The 21,074-nt window shown below is 56.9% G+C and carries 17 protein-coding genes; 11 read left to right on the top strand and 6 right to left on the bottom strand.

The features are described 5' to 3' along the window. Positions 1–238: 238 nt before the first annotated feature. Positions 239–1,954 (top strand): extracellular solute-binding protein, encoded by a 1,716-nt coding sequence (locus MED193_RS04335; protein ID WP_009808426.1) that lies wholly within the window; start codon positions 239–241, stop codon positions 1,952–1,954. A gap of 171 nt (positions 1,955–2,125) precedes the next feature. Continuing rightward, positions 2,126–2,356, top strand: a complete 231-nt coding sequence (locus tag MED193_RS04340) for a hypothetical protein (RefSeq protein ID WP_039966630.1) — start codon at positions 2,126–2,128, stop codon at positions 2,354–2,356. Positions 2,357–2,489: 133 nt separating this feature from the next. Here MED193_RS04340 and MED193_RS04345 read toward each other — a convergent pair whose 3' ends face one another. Then, the gene (locus MED193_RS04345; RefSeq protein WP_009808428.1) at positions 2,490–3,113 is read right to left on the bottom strand and encodes a helix-turn-helix domain-containing protein; all 624 of its coding nucleotides are present in this window, start codon (positions 3,111–3,113) and stop codon (positions 2,490–2,492) included. 64 nt (positions 3,114–3,177) lie between these two features. Between MED193_RS04345 and MED193_RS04350 the strand changes: the two genes are divergently transcribed. From MED193_RS04350 to MED193_RS04370, 5 genes are all read left to right on the top strand, one after another. Next, the gene (locus MED193_RS04350) at positions 3,178–4,686 is read left to right on the top strand and encodes a class I adenylate-forming enzyme family protein (protein WP_039966633.1); all 1,509 of its coding nucleotides are present in this window, start codon (positions 3,178–3,180) and stop codon (positions 4,684–4,686) included. Between the two features lie 3 nt (positions 4,687–4,689). Beyond that, a complete protein-coding gene (locus tag MED193_RS04355; protein ID WP_009808430.1) occupies positions 4,690–5,385 on the top strand; it encodes a DsbA family oxidoreductase in 696 nt (231 codons plus the stop codon). Then, positions 5,382–5,780: a potassium channel family protein gene (locus MED193_RS22230; RefSeq protein ID WP_009808431.1), complete on the top strand. Its 399-nt coding sequence runs from the start codon at positions 5,382–5,384 to the stop codon at positions 5,778–5,780. Before MED193_RS04355 ends, MED193_RS22230 begins: the two co-directional genes overlap by 4 nt. A gap of 164 nt (positions 5,781–5,944) precedes the next feature. Then, positions 5,945–7,153, top strand: a complete 1,209-nt coding sequence (locus MED193_RS04365; protein ID WP_009808432.1) for a multidrug effflux MFS transporter — start codon at positions 5,945–5,947, stop codon at positions 7,151–7,153. Positions 7,154–7,231: 78 nt separating this feature from the next. Further along, positions 7,232–8,884: a hypothetical protein gene (locus tag MED193_RS04370; protein WP_009808433.1), complete on the top strand. Its 1,653-nt coding sequence runs from the start codon at positions 7,232–7,234 to the stop codon at positions 8,882–8,884. A gap of 75 nt (positions 8,885–8,959) precedes the next feature. On the opposite strand, the gene MED193_RS04375 is transcribed toward MED193_RS04370, so the two are convergent. From MED193_RS04375 to MED193_RS04385, 3 genes are all read right to left on the bottom strand, one after another. Continuing rightward, on the bottom strand, positions 8,960–9,202 hold the full coding sequence (locus tag MED193_RS04375) for a hypothetical protein (protein ID WP_009808434.1): 243 nt from the start codon (positions 9,200–9,202) through the stop codon (positions 8,960–8,962). A 59-nt stretch (positions 9,203–9,261) separates the two neighbouring features. Next, positions 9,262–12,723, bottom strand: a complete 3,462-nt coding sequence (gene mfd / locus MED193_RS04380; protein WP_009808435.1) for a transcription-repair coupling factor — start codon at positions 12,721–12,723, stop codon at positions 9,262–9,264. A gap of 150 nt (positions 12,724–12,873) precedes the next feature. Further along, the gene (locus MED193_RS04385) at positions 12,874–13,401 is read right to left on the bottom strand and encodes a hypothetical protein (RefSeq protein ID WP_039965879.1); all 528 of its coding nucleotides are present in this window, start codon (positions 13,399–13,401) and stop codon (positions 12,874–12,876) included. 255 nt (positions 13,402–13,656) lie between these two features. Here MED193_RS04385 and hemB point away from each other — a divergent pair, with 255 nt between their 5' ends. From hemB to MED193_RS04405, 4 genes are all read left to right on the top strand, one after another. Beyond that, on the top strand, positions 13,657–14,655 hold the full coding sequence (gene hemB / locus MED193_RS04390; protein ID WP_009808437.1) for a porphobilinogen synthase: 999 nt from the start codon (positions 13,657–13,659) through the stop codon (positions 14,653–14,655). 236 nt (positions 14,656–14,891) lie between these two features. Beyond that, positions 14,892–15,467: a YSC84-related protein gene (locus tag MED193_RS04395; protein ID WP_009808438.1), complete on the top strand. Its 576-nt coding sequence runs from the start codon at positions 14,892–14,894 to the stop codon at positions 15,465–15,467. A gap of 294 nt (positions 15,468–15,761) precedes the next feature. Next, complete coding sequence (locus tag MED193_RS04400; protein WP_009808440.1) at positions 15,762–18,239, top strand: penicillin acylase family protein; 2,478 nt, start codon at positions 15,762–15,764, stop codon at positions 18,237–18,239. A 5-nt stretch (positions 18,240–18,244) separates the two neighbouring features. Next, complete coding sequence (locus MED193_RS04405; protein ID WP_009808441.1) at positions 18,245–19,420, top strand: cation:proton antiporter; 1,176 nt, start codon at positions 18,245–18,247, stop codon at positions 19,418–19,420. A gap of 65 nt (positions 19,421–19,485) precedes the next feature. On the opposite strand, the gene hflX is transcribed toward MED193_RS04405, so the two are convergent. Beyond that, positions 19,486–20,757: a GTPase HflX gene (gene hflX, locus MED193_RS04410; RefSeq protein ID WP_009808442.1), complete on the bottom strand. Its 1,272-nt coding sequence runs from the start codon at positions 20,755–20,757 to the stop codon at positions 19,486–19,488. Then, a complete protein-coding gene (hfq, locus tag MED193_RS04415; RefSeq protein WP_008204623.1) occupies positions 20,757–20,996 on the bottom strand; it encodes an RNA chaperone Hfq in 240 nt (79 codons plus the stop codon). The genes hflX and hfq overlap by 1 nt, the downstream gene beginning before the upstream one ends. Positions 20,997–21,074 lie beyond the last annotated feature (78 nt).

Below are 21,074 nucleotides of genomic sequence, written 5' to 3' on the forward strand. Positions count from 1 at the left end.
GCAAGAAACCTATCGAGCAGTGACTTCTTTATACGCAATTATGTCCGTTCATCCAAGCTAAAAGTTTTAAATGACCCTCAGAGCTCTGTAAGGTATAGAGCCAGTAAAATAAGGGCAGTAGGGGATTGTTGCCAAAGTGAAGCAAGATTTTTTCCAAAAACTTAAAGTTGCAAGCTCTGGAATCCTGCTGATTTGCAGCACTGCCCCCTTAGCTGCAGAATCATCACATGGCATAGCTATGTATGGAGACCCCGCCCTACCACAGGATTTTGTGTCTCTTCCCTATGCAAACCCCAATGCGCCAAAGGGTGGAAGACTGGTGGTGGGCAACACTGGCGGGTTTGATACCCTCAATCCCTTTGCTCAAAAAGGCACCCCGCCCTGGCAGTTGAGGTTCTGGGGATATGAAAGCCTGATGGGGCGATCTTGGGACGAAGCTTTCACTCTTTACGGGCTGTTGGCCGAATCAGTTGAAGTACCCGAGGACCGATCTTGGGTTGAATTCAGCCTCAGACCAGAGGCGAAATTCTCCGATGGCAGCCCCGTCACAGTCGAGGATGTCATCTGGTCCTACAAGACACTAGGTACCGAAGGGCATCTACGGTATCGCGGCTTTTGGAAGAAAATTTCTGAGATCCGGCAGACCGGTCCGCGCAGCCTGCGCATTAGCTTTAATGTGGAAGACAGAGAACTCGCTTTGATTGCAGGGCTGCGCCCAATTTTGCAAAAATCGCAATGGCAGGACAAAGATTTTGCCGCCTCAGGCCTAACGGAGGCCCCAATTGGAACTGGGCCCTATGTGGTCGATAGTTTTGAGGCCGGGCGCCAAATTACATTAAAACGCAATCCCGAATATTGGGGCAAAGATTTACCCTTTCGGGTTGGAACGCAAAACTTTGACGAGTTGCGAATTGATTTCTTCGGCGATCAAACCGTTTTGTTCGAAGCTTTCAAAGCCGGAGAGCTGAGCAGCTATCGAGAATTTAACGCCGACAAATGGGCAAGTGCCTATGGCTTCGCCGCGGTTGCAGATGGCCGGGTGGTCAAGAGTGAGATCCCACACAAGCGCCCCTCTGGCATGACCGGGCTTGCCATCAACACCCGCCGCGCACCTCTGGACGATTGGCGGGTCCGTGAGGCGCTTTTGCTTGCCTTCAACTTTGAGTATATCAACGAGACAATTACCGGCAGTGCCCAGCCCCGTATCAGCTCGTATTTTTCCAACTCTCATCTGGGGTTTCTGCCTGGTCCGGCAACGGGCAAGGTTGCCCAATACCTGATGCCTTTTGCCGAGGAGCTGCCACCTGGCACGCTGGAAGGGTACGCCCTGCCACAAAGCGATGGGACAAAACGCAACCGCAAGAACCTGCGCAAAGCCATGGCGCTTCTGGAAGAGGCAGGTCTCACGGTGGAAGATGGCAGCCTGCGCGATGCGACAGGAAGAAAGATCGCCTTCAACGTATTGTTGCGTCAGGGCGATACCGAAATGAAAACCGTGGTTGAAATCTATGCCCGTGCGCTGGAGCGGCTTGGGATCACGCTCACACCGGAACCTGTCGATAATGCGCAATACGTGGGCCGACAAAGCAGTTTTGACTTTGATCTCACAAAGGTGCGTCGCGAGCTTTCTCTTAGCCCCGGCAACGAGCAAAGGCTGTATTGGGGCTCAGCAGGGGCCCAGCAACCCGGTAGCCGAAATCTGATGGGCGTCACCGAGCCTGCAGTTGATGCAATGATTGACAAGATGCTTAATGTCGAAGCTTCAGAGGATTTCGTCGCCGCAACCCGCGCGCTGGATCGTGTCTTAACTGCGGGACGTTATGTCATCCCGATCTGGTCCTTTGACAAAGGACGCATTGCTCACGCCCGCGAATTGCAATTCCCCGATACTCTACCCATTTATGGTGATCGCACCGGGTTTATGCCGGATGTTTGGTGGTACCAGGAAGATTAAACCGCCGCCCCCTTGTGCAGGAATAGAATTGGCTAATGGCAGGTCTAACTCCACCGGAGTTGGCCTCTTAACGCCTGTATCAGGACGACAGAACTCCCGCGTTTCTTTTTTTGCCATTTTTGCTATAGTGCCCAGAGTAAAGTGGTATTTGTTTCAAAAGGGGCATCAATGATGACAGTTCGTCCTTCCCCGCTGTGCTGGAAGGCCATGTACCCTCGGGCTAAGCAGCGGTTTCCACATTTACAGCGTGAAACAGTCCTCAGTCTAGAGCAGGACTGGGAAGCCTTTGTGAGATACCTTGCAACCAGTCACCAACTTACCCTGCAAGAAGCCCATGAAGAGGTTGAAGATTTTCTCTTTACCGAAAGCCTACATGCGGAGCTTGAAACAGACCCAGCCTAGGTGTCATGCTGAATTTGAGCGCGGACCCAGGCGTCCACTGAACAGTGTTTGGGTGCGGTTCACGCGCGAAAGTGCGATGCAAGCTGAGCTCCGTCTTCAATAATGAAATCAGAGAAGCCGAAGAACAGGCGCTTTAGTTCAGCGATGTCACCCAGAGAATCGTGGCGTCTTCCTGACTGTTGGAGATCACATTGTGCCCCATGGCCGCGTCATAATAGGCGCTGTCACCACGACGCATTTCAACGGGCTCATAAAACTCAGTGAACAGCGTCACCACGCCCGTAAGCACATAGAGAAATTCCTCGCCGTCGTGGCGCACCCAACCATCAAACTCGTCCATGGAACGCGCACGCACTCTGGCACGATAAGGGAGCATCTGTTTGCGGCGCAATCCCTCGGCCAGCAACTCATGCTCATAGGTGGCGGTCGCCTGAGCAGAACCCTCGTTCAGCTTGGTGACAGTCATGCGACCATTGACCTGATCCCGCTGTGGTGGCGTGAACAGCTGCGGCACGGAGATTTGCAAACCAACCGCGAGTTTTTTCAACGCTTCATAGGTCGGAGACATCTGGCCGTTTTCGATCTTTGACAGGGTAGAGCGCGCCAGCCCCGCTTGATTGGCGGCATGTTCCAAGGTCCAGTCGCGGGCCTTGCGCAGCTCACGCACACGGGCGCCAAGATCCAACGGTTCTGCTTCACGCTCTTCGCCATTGGCGCGGGCAATGGTAATAAGAGATTTTGGGTCATGTCCTGTCATAGAGCTTCTATATGACGCCCGGTGGGTGCTTGCAACGCAGCACTTGTCGCGCTAGCCAATGGAAATGTTGTCCCTGTTTGATCAAGGTGCCTTTGCGCCCTGCCCCGCTCCGTTCAATTTGGCAGCCTTTGTGCTTCGTCACGCGTCTGCTCTGGCCGATAAGCCAGCCTTGGAAGTGGTAGGCGCAACAGGTAGCCAAATCTGGAGCTATTCCCAGTTGGAGGCCGCTGTGCGGGGCACCGGAGGCGGGCTCTTGCAGGCGGGGTTTGAGCCAGGACAAATTCTATTGATGCGCCTTGGCAATACGGTTGATTTCCCGATAGCTTATCTGGGCGCGATCGCTGCCGGTCTGGTCCCGGTGCCGACCTCCTCGCAGCTCACAGAAGATGAGACAACAAAGATGATTGCTGACCTAAAGCCAGCTGCCATCTTGCGGGACCCTACGGTTGCCTGCGCGCCCCATGACAATCAGATCCTGCTGCCTGAGCTGCAGGCTATGCGCCAATCTGCCCCCTGTGAGTATGACATGGGAGATCCCAACCGCATGGCCTATGCGGTCTATACCTCCGGCACCAGCGGCCAGGCCCGCGCCGTGGCCCACGCCCACCGTGCGATCTGGGCCCGTCAGATGATGGTGTCGGGCTGGTATGATCTCAAGCCCAGCGACAGGTTGCTCCATGCCGGCGCGTTCAATTGGACCTTTACTCTGGGCACAGGCCTGATGGATCCCTGGGCGATGGGTGCCACAGCCCTGATCCCGGAACCTGGCACGGACCCTGACGATCTGCCCGCTCTCCTCGGCCAGCACAAAGCGTCAATTTTCGCTGCTGCACCAGGTGTTTACCGGAAGCTATTAAAACATAGGGTCTCAATGTGCCTCCCCGATCTGCGCCATGGGCTTTGCGCCGGAGAAAAGCTCTCGACGCATCTTCACAGCGCCTGGACCACCGCAACCCAGACCGAGTTATATGAGGCCTACGGGATGTCCGAATGCTCGACCTTTGTGTCGTCCAGCCCCAGACATCCCGCACGCGGCACGGGACTGGGACAGCCTCAGAAGGGGCGCAAAGTCGCTATTCTGGGCCCTGACGGGCCCGTGCATCAGGGGCAAGAAGGCACCATCGCTATTGCTGCCACCGACCCTGGCTTAATGCTCGGATATCTCAATGCCCCAGAAGAAACGGCAGCGCGTATGCAGGACGGCTGGTTCCTGACTGGTGATCAGGGCGCCATGGCGGTTGACGGTCAGATCAGCTATCTCGGCCGATCCGATGACATGATGAATGCCGGCGGGTTCCGTGTCTCGCCGATTGAGGTCGAAACACAGCTTTCCGCCCATCCCGGTATCACTCAGGTTGGTGTTGCCACGGTTGAGGTAAAGACCGACAGCCACATCATCGTGGCCTTTTATACCGGCCCAATTGCCTTGGAGACATCCGAGTTGGAGGCCTTTGCCGCCCAACATCTGGCCCGCTATAAACAGCCACGCGCCTATGTATATCTTGCCATGCTGCCAAGTGGCGCCAATGGCAAACTGCTGCGCCGCGCCCTGCCCGCCTATTTTAAAGGATAGACCATGACTGCCGACGTGACTGCCGATCTGACCGCCCCTCTGCCAACCGTCAAACTGGACATTATTTCCGACCCGATCTGTCCCTGGTGCTATATCGGCAAAACCCATCTGGACAAGGCCTTGGCCGAAACCCCTGATCATCCCTTTGTCATTGAATGGCATCCCTTTCAGCTGAACCCGGATATGCCAGGCGAGGGCATGGACCGACGTGCCTACCTGGAGGCAAAGTTCGGCGGCAAAGAGGGCGCGGTGCGCGCCTATGCCCCGGTTGTGGAACATGCTGAAAAAGCAGGGCTGAGCATTGATTTCGAGGGCATGCAGCGGACACCCAACACCATCGACGCCCACCGTCTGATCCATTGGGCCGGGATCGAAGGCAAACAGGGCGCCATGGTGGATGCATTGTTTGACGCCTATTTTACCCAGGCCCTTGATATCGGGGACCCAGAGGTCCTGGTAGAAATCGCAGCAAAGATCGGGATGGAGGCAGATGTGGTGCGCCAGCTGTTGTCTGGCATGAATGATGTTGAGGACATCCGTAACCGCGACGCCCATTCACGTAAAATGGGGGTTTCTTCAGTCCCAACCTTTATCATTGCAAATCAGCATGCCGTCCCCGGAGCGCAGCAACCTGACATGTGGAAACAGGTCATTGAAGATATTATGGCGCAACTTCAATCTACTGAGGGGGAAACATGAAGCAGCTCAGAAACGTCACGATCTTTGTGGCGCTGGTGGTTGTTATCTCCGGCAGTACTGTATTCTTCCATTTCGTCGAAGGCTGGGGGTGGTTGGATTCCTATTTCTTCACCGTCGTGACAATCTCAACGGTCGGCTATGGGAACCTGGTGCCTGTCACCGCTGCCGGCAAACTGGCCACGACGTTTTTGATTTTTGGTGGTTTGGGAGTCTTTGCTCTGGCAATCCACGAATTTGCCAGGAGCCAATTGCTCAAACGGCAAGAGCATAATGAGTGGCTTTTTGCCCGCTTGGGGCATCACAAGGAAGCCCATGAAGAACAAGTGGCGAACCGGGATGATCAGCCCCATGGAATTGCCCCCTCACATCCCCGTGAGATCCCGCCCAAAAAATAGCGCGTACAAAGCGCCCTGGTTCAAGTCCTTTACAAAACAACAATGCACAGATCCCTGTGCATTTTGAGCCATGGCCTGTTCTTGTGAGGCGTGATAGCCCGATTCTGACGAGACCCGGATCGGATTCAATTTACGGATCCCCGAAGTCTCTTATGAGGATCCCGATGAACACCAAGCCCGCCATGTCCAAGACCGAATTCATTTCGCTGGTCGCGATGATGATGGCCACAATTGCCTTTTCTATCGATGCAATGCTTCCGGCCTTGCCCGAAATTGGTGTGCAACTCAGCCCTGATGACATCAATCAAGCGCAGCTAATTTTGACGTCATTTGTATTGGGAATGGGCATCGGCACTTTCTTTACCGGCCCTCTCTCAGATGCATTTGGACGCAAGCCGGTGATTATCACCGGGGCGGCGCTCTATATCATCGCCGCTGGAGTCGCTTGGGCCTCCAGCTCGCTGGAGCTGGTTTTGGTCGCGCGGGTGGTTATGGGGCTGGGTGCTGCCGGGCCACGGGTTGTGGCCATCGCCATCGTGCGTGACCTCTATTCGGGGCGCGAAATGGCCCGGATGATGTCGATCGCCATGATGATCTTTACCCTGGTGCCGGCCATTGCGCCGATGCTTGGGCAATTTATCATCCTTATCGCCGGTTGGCGGGGAATATTTGCAGCCTTTGCCCTGTTTGCTCTTATCATTGCCCTCTGGACCCAAATACGCCTGCCCGAGCCCTTGGCGATTGAAAACCGACGGCCCTTTCAATTGCCGTTGTTGCTGGCTGCGGTGAAGGAGATTGTTCTACACCCTACGGTCCGCTTGTCGATCCTGGTACAAACGCTCTGCCTCGCTATTCTATTTTCCATGATCACCATGGTACAGCAAATCTATGACCTCATCTTTGAGCGTGCCGATAGTTTCCCCCTCTGGTTCAGCCTGGTGGCGCTGCTATCTGGCAGTGCGAGCCTGCTGAATGCCGCCTTTGTCGTGCGTATTGGCATGCGCCGCATTGTGACCTGGTCTCTGGCTGCACAGATCCTGCTGTCTGCTAGCGTGCTCACCCTGTCTGGCTTGGAGCTCCCTGGCTCTTTGGCCTTTGGGATCTTTGTGGTCTGGCAAACCAGTGTCTTCTTTATGGCCGGAACCACCCTGGGCAATCTTAACGCCATGGCGATGGAACCCATGGGGCATATCGCCGGCATGGCAGCATCGGTTATTGGCGCGATTTCGACCGTGCTGGCGGCAGCGATCGCAGCGCCTATTGGATTGTTGTTCAATGGCACGCTCTTGCCCATCACCCTGGGGATCCTGGTCATGTCCAGCATCGGCTATCTTATCATGCTACATATGGCACGCGTCGAAGCCCGATTTTAGACGCCGATCAGCAGGGCATTGGCTTGTGGCTCAGCCTTGAACCCCATAACCTTCCCAAATATTTGGGAAGGTTATTTCATGGAATATCCGTACGACCTAGGCAGTTACTCCTGCCCGATTACCACCACATCCCCGCTGGCGCAGCGCTGGTTTGATCGCGGGTTGATCTGGACCTATGGTTACAATCACCAAGAGGCCATAGCCTGTTTCAAGCAGGCCCTCACCCATGACCCAACCTGCGCCATGGCTCATTGGGGGCTCGCTTATGCCTCTGGCCCCAACTACAACATGCCTTGGGAGTTGCACGACCAAGAGGGGCGCGCCTCGGCCCTGGCTACGGCATATGAGGCCAGTCAGGCGGCTGTCGCCCACCTTGCAGGCTGCACAGTGCCCGAAACGCTGTTGATCAACGCGCTACAGGCCCGCTACCCGCAACGCGATCTGGCGCAAGACATGCACGCCTGGGATTTTGACTTCGCCGATGCCATGCGCGCGGCCTTTGGCCGCTGCGACAGCCATCTCGACCTGCGCACCATCTATGTCGAGAGCCTGCTCAACCTCACCCCCTGGAAAATGTGGGATCTAAAGACCGGGGCTCCGGCACAGGGCGCTGCCACATTGGAGGCGCAAGACGTGCTCGAAGCGGCCATGGCCACAACGCCTGCCGCTATGAGCCATCCCGGATTGCTGCACCTCTATGTGCACCTGATGGAGATGTCACCCAGTCCTGAAAAGGCCCTCAAACCCGCCGATGTACTGCGCCGATTGGTGCCGGATGCAGGGCATCTGGTGCATATGCCCACCCATATTGATGTGCTCTGCGGCAATTATCACGATGTGGTGCTATGGAATGAGCAGGCCATCAAGGCGGACCTCAAGTATTACGCCCGCGAAGGCGCCTATAACATCTACACAGGCTACCGCCAGCACGACTATCACTTCGTGATCTATGGCGCTCTTTTCCTTGGGCAAATTGAACCAGCCCTGCGCGCCAATGCCGGGTTGTGGGAGACCACGCCGGAAGAGATGCTCCGTATTGAGAGCCCACCGATGGCGGATTATTTTGAATCCTATATGGCGATGCATCCCCATATCCTGATCCGCTTTGGTCGCTGGCAGGATTGTATCGAGTTGGAGTTGCCTGAGGATCAGGACCTATATTGCACCCTCACAGCAACAACCCATTACGCCCGGGCCATAGGCTATGCCGCCACGGGGCAAGTGGCTGAGGCCGAGGCTGAAGAGCAGCGCTTTCTTGCCGCCAAGGCCCGCGTGCCCGATAGCCGGTTGATGCATAACAACCGCGTGGTGGATCTGTTGGAAATTGCCCGCGAGATGCTGCGCGGCGAGATTGAGTATCGCAAGGAGAACTATGCCCAGGCCTATACCCACCTGCGCCGCTCGGTCAGCCTAGATGACAACCTGCCCTATGACGAGCCTTGGGGCTGGATGCAGCCCACCCGCCACGCGCTGGGGGCGCTGTTGTTGGAACAGGGGCACGTGGCAGAGGCTGAAGCGGTTTACCGCGCCGATCTAGGCCTGGATGACACCCTGTCTCGCGCCTCCGAGCATCCGGATAATGTTTGGAGCCTCAAAGGCTTATACGATTGTCTCAATGCGCGCGGTGAAACCGTCGAGATCCAGCACATCAAACAAAAGCTCGACCTCGCACAGGCGCGCTCGGATGGTGTATTTGCCTCTTGCGGATGCGCTCAGATCGCTATGAAATAAAAAGGGGCCGTTGTACAACGGCCCCAACTGGTGAGGCTAAGACATAGAGCTCACCTGCAAGAAGACAGGACTACTTTATAGCCCGTCAGTACAACGCTTCAAAGCAATAGCTTCATCTGCAGAGAGCGAGGATCCAGCAGGTTCAATCTGAATGGATTGGTTGCCGTTTGCGTCTGCAACCACAACAAGTTTCTGTGTCAGACCAACTTTTTCTGAGCAGGTGTCTAGCGCCTGCTGGTCTGGAACACTTTGGCTTGCCGCGCAGGCCGTCAAACTCAAAACACCACATGCTGCGATCATCTGAAGAGTCGTTTTCATACTACTACTTTCTCAAAATTGAAATTCCCTAGGACAAGTATTACTCAACCCAAAGTTTATCAACCAGATTTGGCCTTTGCTTTCTTACGTTCGGCAATCAGGCGCTCGGCCAGATCGCGGGCAATGGCAAAAGCGCCTTTGATCTTGTCGCTGTCCTTCTTCCAGTCGCGGCGCACCACGATCTTGTTGTCCTTGACCTTTGCCAGACCATTCTGGCCCTGAATGAATTCAACCAACCCCTGGGGCGAGGCAAATTTGTCGTTGTGGAACTGCAGTGTTGCGCCCTTGGGACCAGCATCCAGTTTTGCAACTCCCGCCCGTTTACACATTGCCTTGATGCGAACAACCAGCATCAAGGTATTGACCTCTTTTGGTAATTTTCCAAACCTATCAATCAGCTCGGCGGCAAAACCTTCCAGCTCTACCTTGGTGGTGAGCGAAGACAGACGACGATACAGCCCCAGGCGCACATCCAGATCCGGTACATAGGCATCCGGGATCAGCACCGGCACACCGAGATTGATCTGCGGAGCCCATTGCGCGTCACCATCGCTCAGGCGCTCCAGCTCACCGGAGCGGATCTTGGCAATCGCCTCCTCCAGCATCGACTGATAGAGCTCATAGCCGACATCGCGCATCTGACCGGATTGTTCCTCCCCCAGCAGATTGCCGGCGCCCCGAATATCCAGATCCTGGCTGGCCAGAGTAAACCCGGCCCCTAGCGTATCCAGCGAGCCGAGCACGCGCAGACGCTTTTCTGCGGCTGGCGTCAGGCGCTGGCGCGGCTTGGTGGTCAGATAGGCATAGGCGCGGGTCTTGGAGCGGCCCACACGGCCCCGGATCTGGTAGAGCTGCGACAGGCCAAACATATCGGCACGGTGAACAACCATGGTATTTGCCGTTGGAATGTCTAGGCCACTTTCGACAATCGTGGTCGCCAGCAGCACATCATATTTGCCGTCGTAGAAGGCGTTCATGCGGTCGTCCAACTCACCCGGAGCCATCTGACCATGGGCCACCACATAGGTAAGCTCTGGCAATTGCTCTTTCAGGAAAGCCTCGATCTCTGGGAGGTCAGAAATGCGCGGCACCACGTAAAAGCTCTGCCCTCCGCGATAATGCTCGCGCAGCAGCGCCTCGCGCAGGGTGACGGCATCAAATTCGCTGACATAGGTTCGGATCGCCAGTCGGTCCACCGGCGGGGTGCCAATGATCGACAAATCCCGCACGCCCGTGAGGCTGAGCTGCAGCGTACGAGGGATCGGCGTTGCGGTCAGGGTCAGGACATGGATGTCCGAGCGCAGCTGCTTCAGCCGTTCTTTGTGGCCAACGCCAAAATGCTGCTCTTCGTCAATGATCAACAGGCCGAGGTTGTTAAAGCGGATATTTTTGGCCAGCAGCGCATGGGTGCCGATGACGATATCAACAGTCCCTTTGGCCATACCCTCACGGGTTTTAGCAGCCTCTTTTGCGCTCACAAAGCGCGACAACTGTCTGACTTCTAACGGAAACCCCCGAAAACGCTCTGCAAAAGACGCCGCGTGCTGACGCGCCAACAGGGTGGTCGGGGCCACCACCGCCACCTGTACGCCGGACATGGCCGCCACAAAGGCCGCCCGCATTGCCACCTCGGTCTTGCCAAAGCCCACATCGCCACAAATCAGCCGGTCCATCGGCTGGCCAGAGGTCAGATCCGCCATGACCTCTTGAATGGCCCGCAACTGATCATCGGTTTCTTGATACGGGAACCTGGCTGAAAACTCTTCCCAAGCGTGGGGTGGCGGATCCATTGCTGGCGCCCGCCGCAATGCCCGCTCGGCAGCAATCCGGATAAGCTTATCCGCCATCTCGCGGATACGCTCTTTGAGCTTGGCCTTTTTCGCCTGCCATGCGCCGCCGCCGAGACGGTCTAACAGCCCCTCGTCATGGCCGTATTTCGACAAAAGCTCAATGTTTTCCACCGGCAGGTAGAGCTTGGATTCTTCGGCATACTCCAGCAGAAGGCATTCATGGGCAGCCCCCGCAGCGCGCACCACCTCCATACCCTGATAGCGGCCAATACCGTGGTCCACATGAACCACCAGATCGCCGGGGGTGAGCGACTGAGTTTCTGTTAGGAAATTCTCGGCCTTACGGCGTTTCTTTGGCGCCCGGATCAGACGATCACCCAGAACATCCTGCTCTGAGATTACCGTCATGGTTGGGGTTTGAAACCCGTGCTCCAGCGCCCAAACCGCCAAGTGCAGCCCTGATTTTCCGATCCGGGTGCCATCCATCACCGGAATAACTTCCGCCAGACCTTCGTCCTCAATTAACCCGGTCAACCGCTCGCGTGCGCCCTCTGAATAGGAGGCCACAACCACCGGTCCCTCCTGAAGGCGCGATTTAATATGGGCAGCCAAAGCCCCAAAAAGACTGACACTTTCCTGCTGGCGCTCTGGGGAGAAGTTACGACCTATACGACCACCAGCGTCCACCACGCCCGGTCCCGACGCCTGTGCCAGGGGGTGCAGCTGAATTCGCCGCAAAGGCGCAACTGCGGCCTCCCAGGAAGCATCATCCATGTAGAGCAGAGCCGGAGGCGATGGCTTGTAGACGGTGTCCATGCGCCCCTTTTGGCTCATGGCGATCTTGCGGGTCTCATACTGATCTTCGATACTGTCCCAACGGGCCAGGCGCGCTGGCGTCACCTGATCATCGATTGTCACTGTGGCCTTGGGCAGATAGTCGAAGAGTGTTTCCAGCTTTTCGTGAAAGAATGGCAGCCAATGCTCAATGCCCTGGTGTTTGCGCCCGGCGCTTACCGCTTCATAAAGCGGATCATCGGTGCCCGCCGCGCCAAATTCGATCCGATAATTCTGTCGGAACCGGGTTATGGCCGCCTCATCCAGGATCACCTCTGAGACCGGTGCCAGCTCGATCAGATCCAGAGTTTCCGTGGTGCGCTGACTGGCCGGATCAAACCGGCGGATGCCGTCCAGTACATCGCCAAAGAAATCCAGCCGCACCGGGCCAGTGTCACCGGGTGGGAAGATATCGATGATGCCGCCGCGAATGGCATAGTCGCCGGGCTCCATTACCGTGGGGCTTTGCACAAAGCCCATGCGCACCAGGAATTCGCGCAGGGCCTTTTCATCCACCCGCTGGTCCACCCGCGCGGAAAAGGCGGCCTGGCGCAGGACAGCGCGCGTCGGCACACGCTGGCTGGCAGCATTCAGGGTGGTCAGCAGCACGAACTGTTTGGGCATCTGATGCACCAGCGCCGCCAGACAGGCCATCCGCGCCGCCGCCACATCCGCATTGGGTGAAACGCGATCATAGGGCAGACAGTCCCAACCGGGGAAAATGATTACCGGCATATCTGGTGCAAAGAATGCCAGCGCGGACCGCATGGCCTCCATCCGCTTGTCATCCCGGGCGATATGCAGCACGGGTTCACCGGACTTTTCCAGCTCATTCAGGATCAGCCGGGCGTCAAACCCCTCGGGGGCGCCGCCCATGGTAATCGCTCGTTGCGCCATGTCGCGCTTCTCCTTCTCAACAACCTCCTAACAGGAAGTGCCCTTACTCTGTCGCGTCTATTCATGCGGCTTGGCCCGCTTACCTCACCGGCTCGGGGAGCCGTGTCAAGGTGATGCCAGTGTTTAACGGCTCAGAAAACGCAGTTCTGGCTAGCCCCCGAGGGGGCCAATATTCAGGTTCTGTAACATCCCCCACAGGGCAGTCACAAAGATACACAGCATGCCCAAGAGCTGGATCTGCAGCCGACATGTGATCATCATCTTATAGAGCTCTTCGTCCTGCGCCTCTTGTTGGATGACCTTCTGTGCGGTCTTGAGATTTATCAACACGACAAGAGACAGTGGAAAAACCAGCAGAAAAACCGCCTGGGCAGTTTCGACACTCAGCACAAACCCAAGCGTCGCCAGAACGGAGAGAACAAAACAGGCGAAACCGAGCAGCCAGACACCAGCTGAACGGACTACAAACATCATCCGATTGACATTGATACGCACCAAATCTTCCAGATCCTGAGCCGGTTGCCCGCCGTATTTGCGCGCGCGCGCCACCATGTCAAAAGGCACGCCAAGGATACGATGGCTAAGAGTTGACCATAAAACCGCCAAGGCAATCCAATACCAAAGATTGGAAAAAGACCGCAGATCAATCATCTCGGACAAGGTTTGAAATAGACTCAAAACGTTAGTGCCTCTTTTCACGCAAGATCACAGTGCCGGCCGAAAGGGCTCTCTCCTAGGAGGAGGGCTATCGCGCAGACCGGCCTGCCCTGCCTGTTTCATCGGCCCTATATCCTCTGTCGGATTGGGTTAAACAAGCCCCCCAAACGGGCGGCGCCTCCCCCAGCGCCAAAAGCGCGGCGATTGTGCCACTTGCCAGGCACCGGACTTCCATGCGACCACGGGCCGCCTGCTACAAGAATAGATGAGTTCCAGATGAAGCCCACCGTCGCGCCCTTTCCCGCCGCCCGTTTGCGTCGTACCCGCGTCAGCCCCGCGATCCGTGGGCTGGTCCGTGAAAATACTCTGACAACAGACGATCTGATCTGGCCGGTTTTTGTGCGCGATGGCGAAGGGGTTGAGGAACCCGTGAGCTCTATGCCTGGCGTCATGCGTCGCTCAGTGGACAAGATCGCAGAGGCCGCCATTGAAGCGCAGGCCCTGGGCATTCCAGCGATTTGTCTCTTTCCCTATACCGACGCGTCACTCAAGACCGAGGACTGCGCCGAGGCCTGGAACCCGGACAATCTGTGCAACCGCGCCATCCGCGCCATCAAAGCGGTGGCGCCCGACATCGCGGTGATGACCGACGTTGCCCTGGACCCCTATAATATCAATGGCCATGACGGCTATGTGGTTGATGGCGAGATTGTCAATGACGAAACTGTTGAGGCGTTGGTCAAGATGACCCTGGCTCAGGCGGAGGCGGGCGCCGATATCATCGGCCCTTCCGATATGATGGATGGGCGCATCGGGGCCATGCGCAGTGCATTAGAAGCAGCGGGCCATCGCAATGTCTCGATCCTGTCCTATTCGGCCAAATACGCCTCTGGCTATTACGGCCCGTTCCGCGACGCCGTCGGCGCCTCGGGCGCGCTACAGGGAGACAAAAAGACCTACCAGATGGATCCTGGAAACTCGGATGAGGCCATGCGACTGATCGAGCGCGACCTACAAGAGGGCGCCGATATGGTGATGGTCAAGCCGGGCATTGCTTATCTCGACATCTGCTACCGGGTTAAAACCACTTTTGGCACCCCGACCTTTGCTTACCAGGTTTCAGGCGAGTATGCGATGATCCAGGCTGCGGCTCAAAATGGCTGGATTGATGGTGAAAAAGTGATGCTGGAAAGCCTCTTGGCCTTTAAACGTGCGGGCTGCGACGGAGTTCTCAGCTATTTTGCACCGCAAACCGCACGCATTCTCAACGGATAGACGCAGTTTCCCTTAGAATTTTCGCTCCATACAGCAATATGCCGCCCATGGGGGATCATTCCTTCTGGCCAAGTGATGACAGAGGGCCGCGATAGGCTTATATATGGGCTTAGAGCCGGAAAACCGGCCTTTCAATGACACCCGTTCGGAGTGTTGGCATGGATTGAGGATTGCTCCTAAGAGGCCCCCTCAATCATGCGACATCGCTTTGAGCAGCAGGACAGGCTACTGGATATATGAGCAGCACTTCTTTTGACCGCATGTCACGTCGCGGGTTTACCCTAAGCCTACTGGCAGGAGCAGGCGTTACCGCAGCCTGTGGGAATGGCGTTGGCAACAACAATGGTGCCACCATTGATGCCCGTGTAGATTCCACTTTGAACCAGATGTACAACCTCTACCCCAACACCCAAACCCTAGCGGCCAAATCAACTGGCATGCTGGTCATGCCCCTGGTGACTGAAGCTGGGTTTATTGTTGGCGGTGCCTATGGGCGCGGCGCGCTGCTCATCAATGGCGCCACAGTGGACTATTACTCGACTGTAAAGGGCAATGCCGGGCTTCAAATCGGCGCCCAGCAATATGCCCATGTTCTGTTCTTCATGACCCAGGATGCGCTCAGCGGGTTCCGGCGCTCGTCAGGCTGGGCGGCTGGTGCCGATCTGGAATATGTTGTGCGAGACGATGGCAATTCCATCACCGCAGATACCAATACCTTGACCTCGCCCATTCTTGCAGCCGTCTTTGGTCAAGCCGGGTTGCGGCTTGGGGCGACGCTGGAAGGCACCAAATACACCCGCATTATCCCCTAAAGCTCCGGCTCGGATCTCTGCCCTAGGATATCGCAGTTTGAGGCCGTGCAAATCACCTTTTGCGCGGCCTTTTTGCCTGTCGTTTTCAAAGATCCGTTGTCGGAGAGGCGAAGCAATTCTGAGGCGAAGCCTCAGCCTATGCAGCAGCGCCCCAGGGACCACCAAGGGCGATCTTTGCCATTTGCTTTTCCCCTGTTCTGAACTGGATTATGTTGGCGGCACCCAACACAGTTCTGGCGTGCTGCAGCTCTTTGCAGCACGCCAAAGCCATAAAAAATAGGACACAGGCTCTTGATGGCACGTCTTTTTCGCTGGCTTTTGCGGCTGGCCGCGACACTGATTCTACTGGCCCTCCTAGCCAGTGCCCTGGCCTATTACCTCGCGGCTCAGTCTCTGCCCGAATATGATAAGGAAATCGCGCTTCCTGGCCCCTCAGCTCCGGTCAAGATCATTCGGGACAACGCCAATGTTCCGCATATCTTTGGCAGCTATGGTGCCAGTGATGAAGACGTCTATTTTGGCCTCGGCTACGCCCATGCCCAGGACCGTCTGTGGCAAATGGCCGTACTGCGCCGCACTGCCCAGGGGCGCTTGTCAGAGATCTTTGGCGGCCGCACCCTTGAGACCGATCTGCTCGCCCGTCGTCTGGATCTCTATGGTCTGTCCCAGCAATCCGTCTCGGCTCAATCGATGGAGGCGCTGCAAGCGCTCAAGGCCTATTCTGCGGGGGTGAACGCCCGCATTCTGGAAATCAACGAAGAGGCTCTGGGGCGAGGCGCACCGGAGATGTTCCTGTTCAATATGCCCATGGCTCCCTGGCAACCAGCCGACAGCATTGCAGTCCTGAAGCTGATGGCCTTGCGGTCGTCAAACCATCTACAGGATGAAGTCCTTCGGGCGCGCACTTCATTGGCGCTTGCTGACCCGGCGCGGCTGAAGGACATTTTGCCCGACGCGCCCGGTAAGGGCATCACGGCCCTCCCCGAGTACGCCAGTTTTTTCCCCAATTTGCCCCGCTTTGCCAGCGCCGAACCAGGGCCTGCACAGAACAGCCTCTTTCCAGTACCCCAGCGCGGGTTCGGCGGAGCCTCCAATGCCTGGGCCGCATCTCCCGATCGCTCGGCAGCGGGAGGCAGCCTGTTGGCAAATGACCCGCATATGGGCCTGTCCGCTCCGGGCAGCTGGTATTTGGCCCGGATGGAACTGGCAACAGGGGGCATTATTGGTGGCACGATCCCCGGCATCCCCGCGATCCTGAGCGGCCGGTCAGAACAATTGGGTTGGGGCATTACCGCGTCCTTCCTCGACGATCAGGACTTGTTTATCGAAAAACTAAACCCGGACAACCCAGAGGAATACCTAAGCCCCACGGGCTACCAAGCCTTCGCCAAACGCCCCTCGATTATCAAAATCAAGGATGCGCCCCCGGTGACCTTAACCCTGCGGTGGAGCGAAAACGGGCCGATTTTGCCAGGGTCCCTCTTTGGGCTCTCGACAATTACCCCACCAGGACATGTGGTGAGCCTAGGGTGGACAGCTCTAGGTCCGCAGGACACCTCGCTGACCGCAGCGATTGATCTGATGCGCAGCTCAAACGTGCGCGAAGCCATTGCCGCAGGCGAAGGTTTCATTGCTCCCTCACAGAACTTGGTCCTGGCCGATCGTCAGACCATTGCGCAAAAAACCGTTGGCGCTTTTCCCGCTCGCGACTCCCGGCATCACAGCAAGGGACGACTGCCCAGTCAGGGCTGGCAAAGGGTGAACCAATGGCTGGGTCGTGCGCCCTATGCCGCCAATCCCGAATTCATCAGCCCGCGAGGGGGGATTCTGGGCAATACCAACAACAAGATTCTGGAGCGCCCCTTCCCCAGTCACGTTTCCTATACTTGGGGCGATACCCAACGGATAAATCGCTGGCGCCGCCTGATGCAAAGCCGGGAGGTGCACACCCGCGACAGCTTTATGGAAGCGCAACTGGACACGGTGTCCTATACGGCGCGTGCCTTGCTCCCATTGATTGGCGCCGATCTGTGGTTTACCGGCAGCGCCGCAGAGGAAGGAACCCGGGAACGCCAACGTCAGATCGCCCTGTCATTATTGTCTGAATGGAACGGTGAGATGAACGAGCATCTCCCTGAGCCCCTGCTCTATGCCGCTTGGCTGCGGGCGCTACAGTCGCGTTTGATCGCCGACGATCTGGGCCCACTGGCAGAGGCCTTCACCCTGGTCGACCCTCTGTTTATTGAGCGTGTCTACCGCGATGTGGAGGGGGCCAGTAGTTGGTGCGATGTGCGCCAAAGCGCGCCCCTGGAAAGCTGTACGCATATGGCGCAACTGGCCCTGGATGATGCACTGATCTGGATCGAAGAGCGTTATGGCCCTGCCCTAGAATCTCTGCGCTGGGGCGATGCACACCAAGCGACCCAAGACCACGAAACCTTGGGAAAAATACCCGTTCTTCGTTTCTTCGTGAACATCCGTCAATCGACCAGCGGCGGTGACAATACCCTACAGCGTGGGCTGACCTCTGGACAGGACCCAAACCCGTTCCACAACATCCACGCAGCGGGCTATCGGGGGGTCTATGATTTTGCAGATCCTGACAGCTCGTTGTTTATTCTGGCAACCGGTCAGTCCGGCCATTTTCTATCCCGCAACTACGATGACATGGCGCAGCTTTGGCGGCGTGGCGAATATGTTCCGATGTCATTGGACGAAGACCTGGCCCGTGCAGCGGCTGTCGGCATCACAACAATCACCCCAAGGAACTAGCCCTCATGCAGGAGCTTGCCACACCGCTTATCGTTCTGGGACTGTTATTTTTTGTTGGATTGGCCGCAGACCGGATCGGGCGGCAATTGCGCCTGCCGCGGGTGACGCTCTTGCTGGCCTTTGGCCTGATGGTGGGCCAGGCCGGATTTGACCTGCTGCCAAGCGTGATTACCGAACTCTACCCGGTTGTGGCAATAGTCGCGCTCAGCGCTGTCGCGGTTTTGCTGGGGAGCTCGCTCTCGTTGGAAAACCTGCGTGGCCATGGGCGGGTCGTAATTATCGTTTCCCTATCAGTTGTTCTGATGACCCAGGCAGTGGTTACCATTGGGCTCTGGGGCTTTGGCCTGCCCTTGGCCCTTGCACTGGTACTGGGCGCGCTCGCCACAGCCACCGATCCAGCGGCAACTTATGATGTGATTGATCAATCCGGACAGGACACGGCCTTTACCAAACGGCTTAAGGGCTTGGTGGCCATTGACGATGCCTGGGGGCTCTTGGCCTTTAGCCTATCTATGCTTGCCCTGCGCCTGTTTGGCGATAGCGCGCAGGCAGTCTCCCCCCTGCTTACTGCCACTTATGAACTTGGCGGATCTGTTGCCTTGGGCGTTGCAATCGGTTGGCCTGGTGCCATCCTCATTGGACGGTTCTCAGAGGGGGAACCCCTCAGGATCGAGGGATTGGGACTGGTGTTCCTTACCGCAGGCTTGTCGCTCATGCTGGATCTATCCTATCTGATCGCCGGCATGACCGTGGGAGCAGTCATCGTCAATCACGCCCGCCACAACAGCCGGGCCTTTGCCGAGGTCCGCAGTATTGAATGGCCTTTCTTGATCATCTTCTTTGTTCTGGCCGGCGCCTCCCTGGACTCCAAGGCGCTTTTGTTGGCTGGTGGTGCAGGCCTGGCCTATGCCCTGTTCCGCATATTGGGGCGTGTGCTGGGTGGTTGGATTGGCGGCAACCTGGCACAGGCGCCAAAACAGGAAAGCCGACTTTATGGCGCAGCGATGCTGCCACAGGCAGGTGTTGCGATCGGCATGGCTCTCGCCGCCTCTGAACAACTGCCGGCTTATGCCGATCAAATCACTGCACTGGCCATTGGAACAACCGCAGGTTTCGAACTCATCGGCCCGCTTGTGACCGCCTTGGTGCTGTCACGCCAGAGCAGCAAAAAGGGCACCTAACCCGCATAAAACAACAAGCGCGAGGTTGCCCCCGCGCTTGTTTCTTCCCCAGTCTGTCGCGCCAACTACAGCGCTTTAAACTGGGCCTTTTGCTTATCGGTCCAACGGACGGTCAGGGCAAATCCCTCTTCGCCCTGCTCTTCATTGGTCACAACATCCTGTTGAAACAGCCAGGCCCGCTCCTTGCCCTGTGCAAAGGAAAGCGTGAACTCTTCAACGTGGCGCACGCCTTCCAGTTTGAGCGCGACATCATCCAGCAGCGCCTCGATTCCCTCACCGGTAAGCGCGGAAATTGCGTGAATACCTTCTTCGCGCGCAGCCCGCTGACGACGCGCCTCAGCGACATCCTCGGGCAACTGGTCGAGCTTATTCCAAACCTCAATCTGGGCCCTGGTTTCATCGACTCCCAGCGTCGACAAAATGGCGGCAACATCATTGGCCTGGTTTTGACTGTCTTCATGGCTGATATCGCGGACATGCAGGATGACATCCGCCGCCAAGACTTCTTCCAGCGTGGCCCGGAAAGCCGCAACCAGTTCAGTGGGCAAATCCGAGATAAAGCCTACCGTATCAGACAGAATAATCTCGGGGCCATCCGGCATCTCGACCCGGCGCATGGTAGGGTCCAATGTGGCAAACAGCATATCCTTGGCCATCACCTCGGCCCCAGTCAAGCGATTGAACAGCGTCGATTTTCCGGCATTGGTATAGCCCACCAGCGCCACAATCGGGAACGGGATCTTTGCCCGCGCCGCCCGGTGCAGGCTACGCGTCTTCACCACTTTGGCCAGTTGTCGGCGCAGGTTGACCAATTGATCATCAATCGCCCGTCTGTCCGCCTCGATCTGGGTTTCGCCGGGTCCGCCGACAAATCCCAATCCCCCGCGCTGGCGCTCCAAATGGGTCCAGGCCCGAACCAGACGGGTCCGCTGATAGCTGAGCGCCGCCATTTCGACCTGGAGAACACCCTCGCGTGTTCGGGCCCGATCTGAGAAGATCTCGAGGATCAGACCGGTACGGTCGAGAATTTTGACCTTCCAGGCTTTTTCCAGATTGCGCTGCTGCACCGGCGAGACCGGTCCATCAATCAAAACAAGATCGACCTCATTACTGTGCAGCAGGTCTTTCAGCTCTTCGATTTTACCCGAGCCAAACAGCATCCCCGCATGGGCCTTAGGCAGGCGCACAACGGTGGAGCCAACCACGTCAAGATCAGGCAACGCCTCGGCCAAGGCAACACCTTCCGCCAAAGCGGGTTCAGCAGGGCGACGCCCCTGGTCAGATTTAATATCCGGATGTAACACCCAGGCGCGGGTGCGGATCCTGTCGTGCTCCATCAAGAGGCGTCTTCGCCTTCGTATAGGCTGATCGGCTGAGCCGGCATAATGGTAGAGATCGCGTGTTTGTAGACCAGTTGTGACTGGCCATCACGGCGCAACAGCACACAGAAATTGTCAAACCAGGTGATAACACCCTGCAGTTTGACCCCGTTAATCAGGAAAATTGTTACTGGAACCTTGGTTTTGCGAACGTGATTGAGGAAAGCATCCTGCAAATTCTGTCTGTCCGAAGCCATATTGTTTTCTTTCGCCTTTGTTCTTGCGGCACGTTGCGGACCAACACACCATATTATTTACGACTATGGACGCAGATT

The organism is Roseobacter sp. MED193 (assembly GCF_000152965.1).
Classification (GTDB): domain Bacteria; phylum Pseudomonadota; class Alphaproteobacteria; order Rhodobacterales; family Rhodobacteraceae; genus Pseudophaeobacter.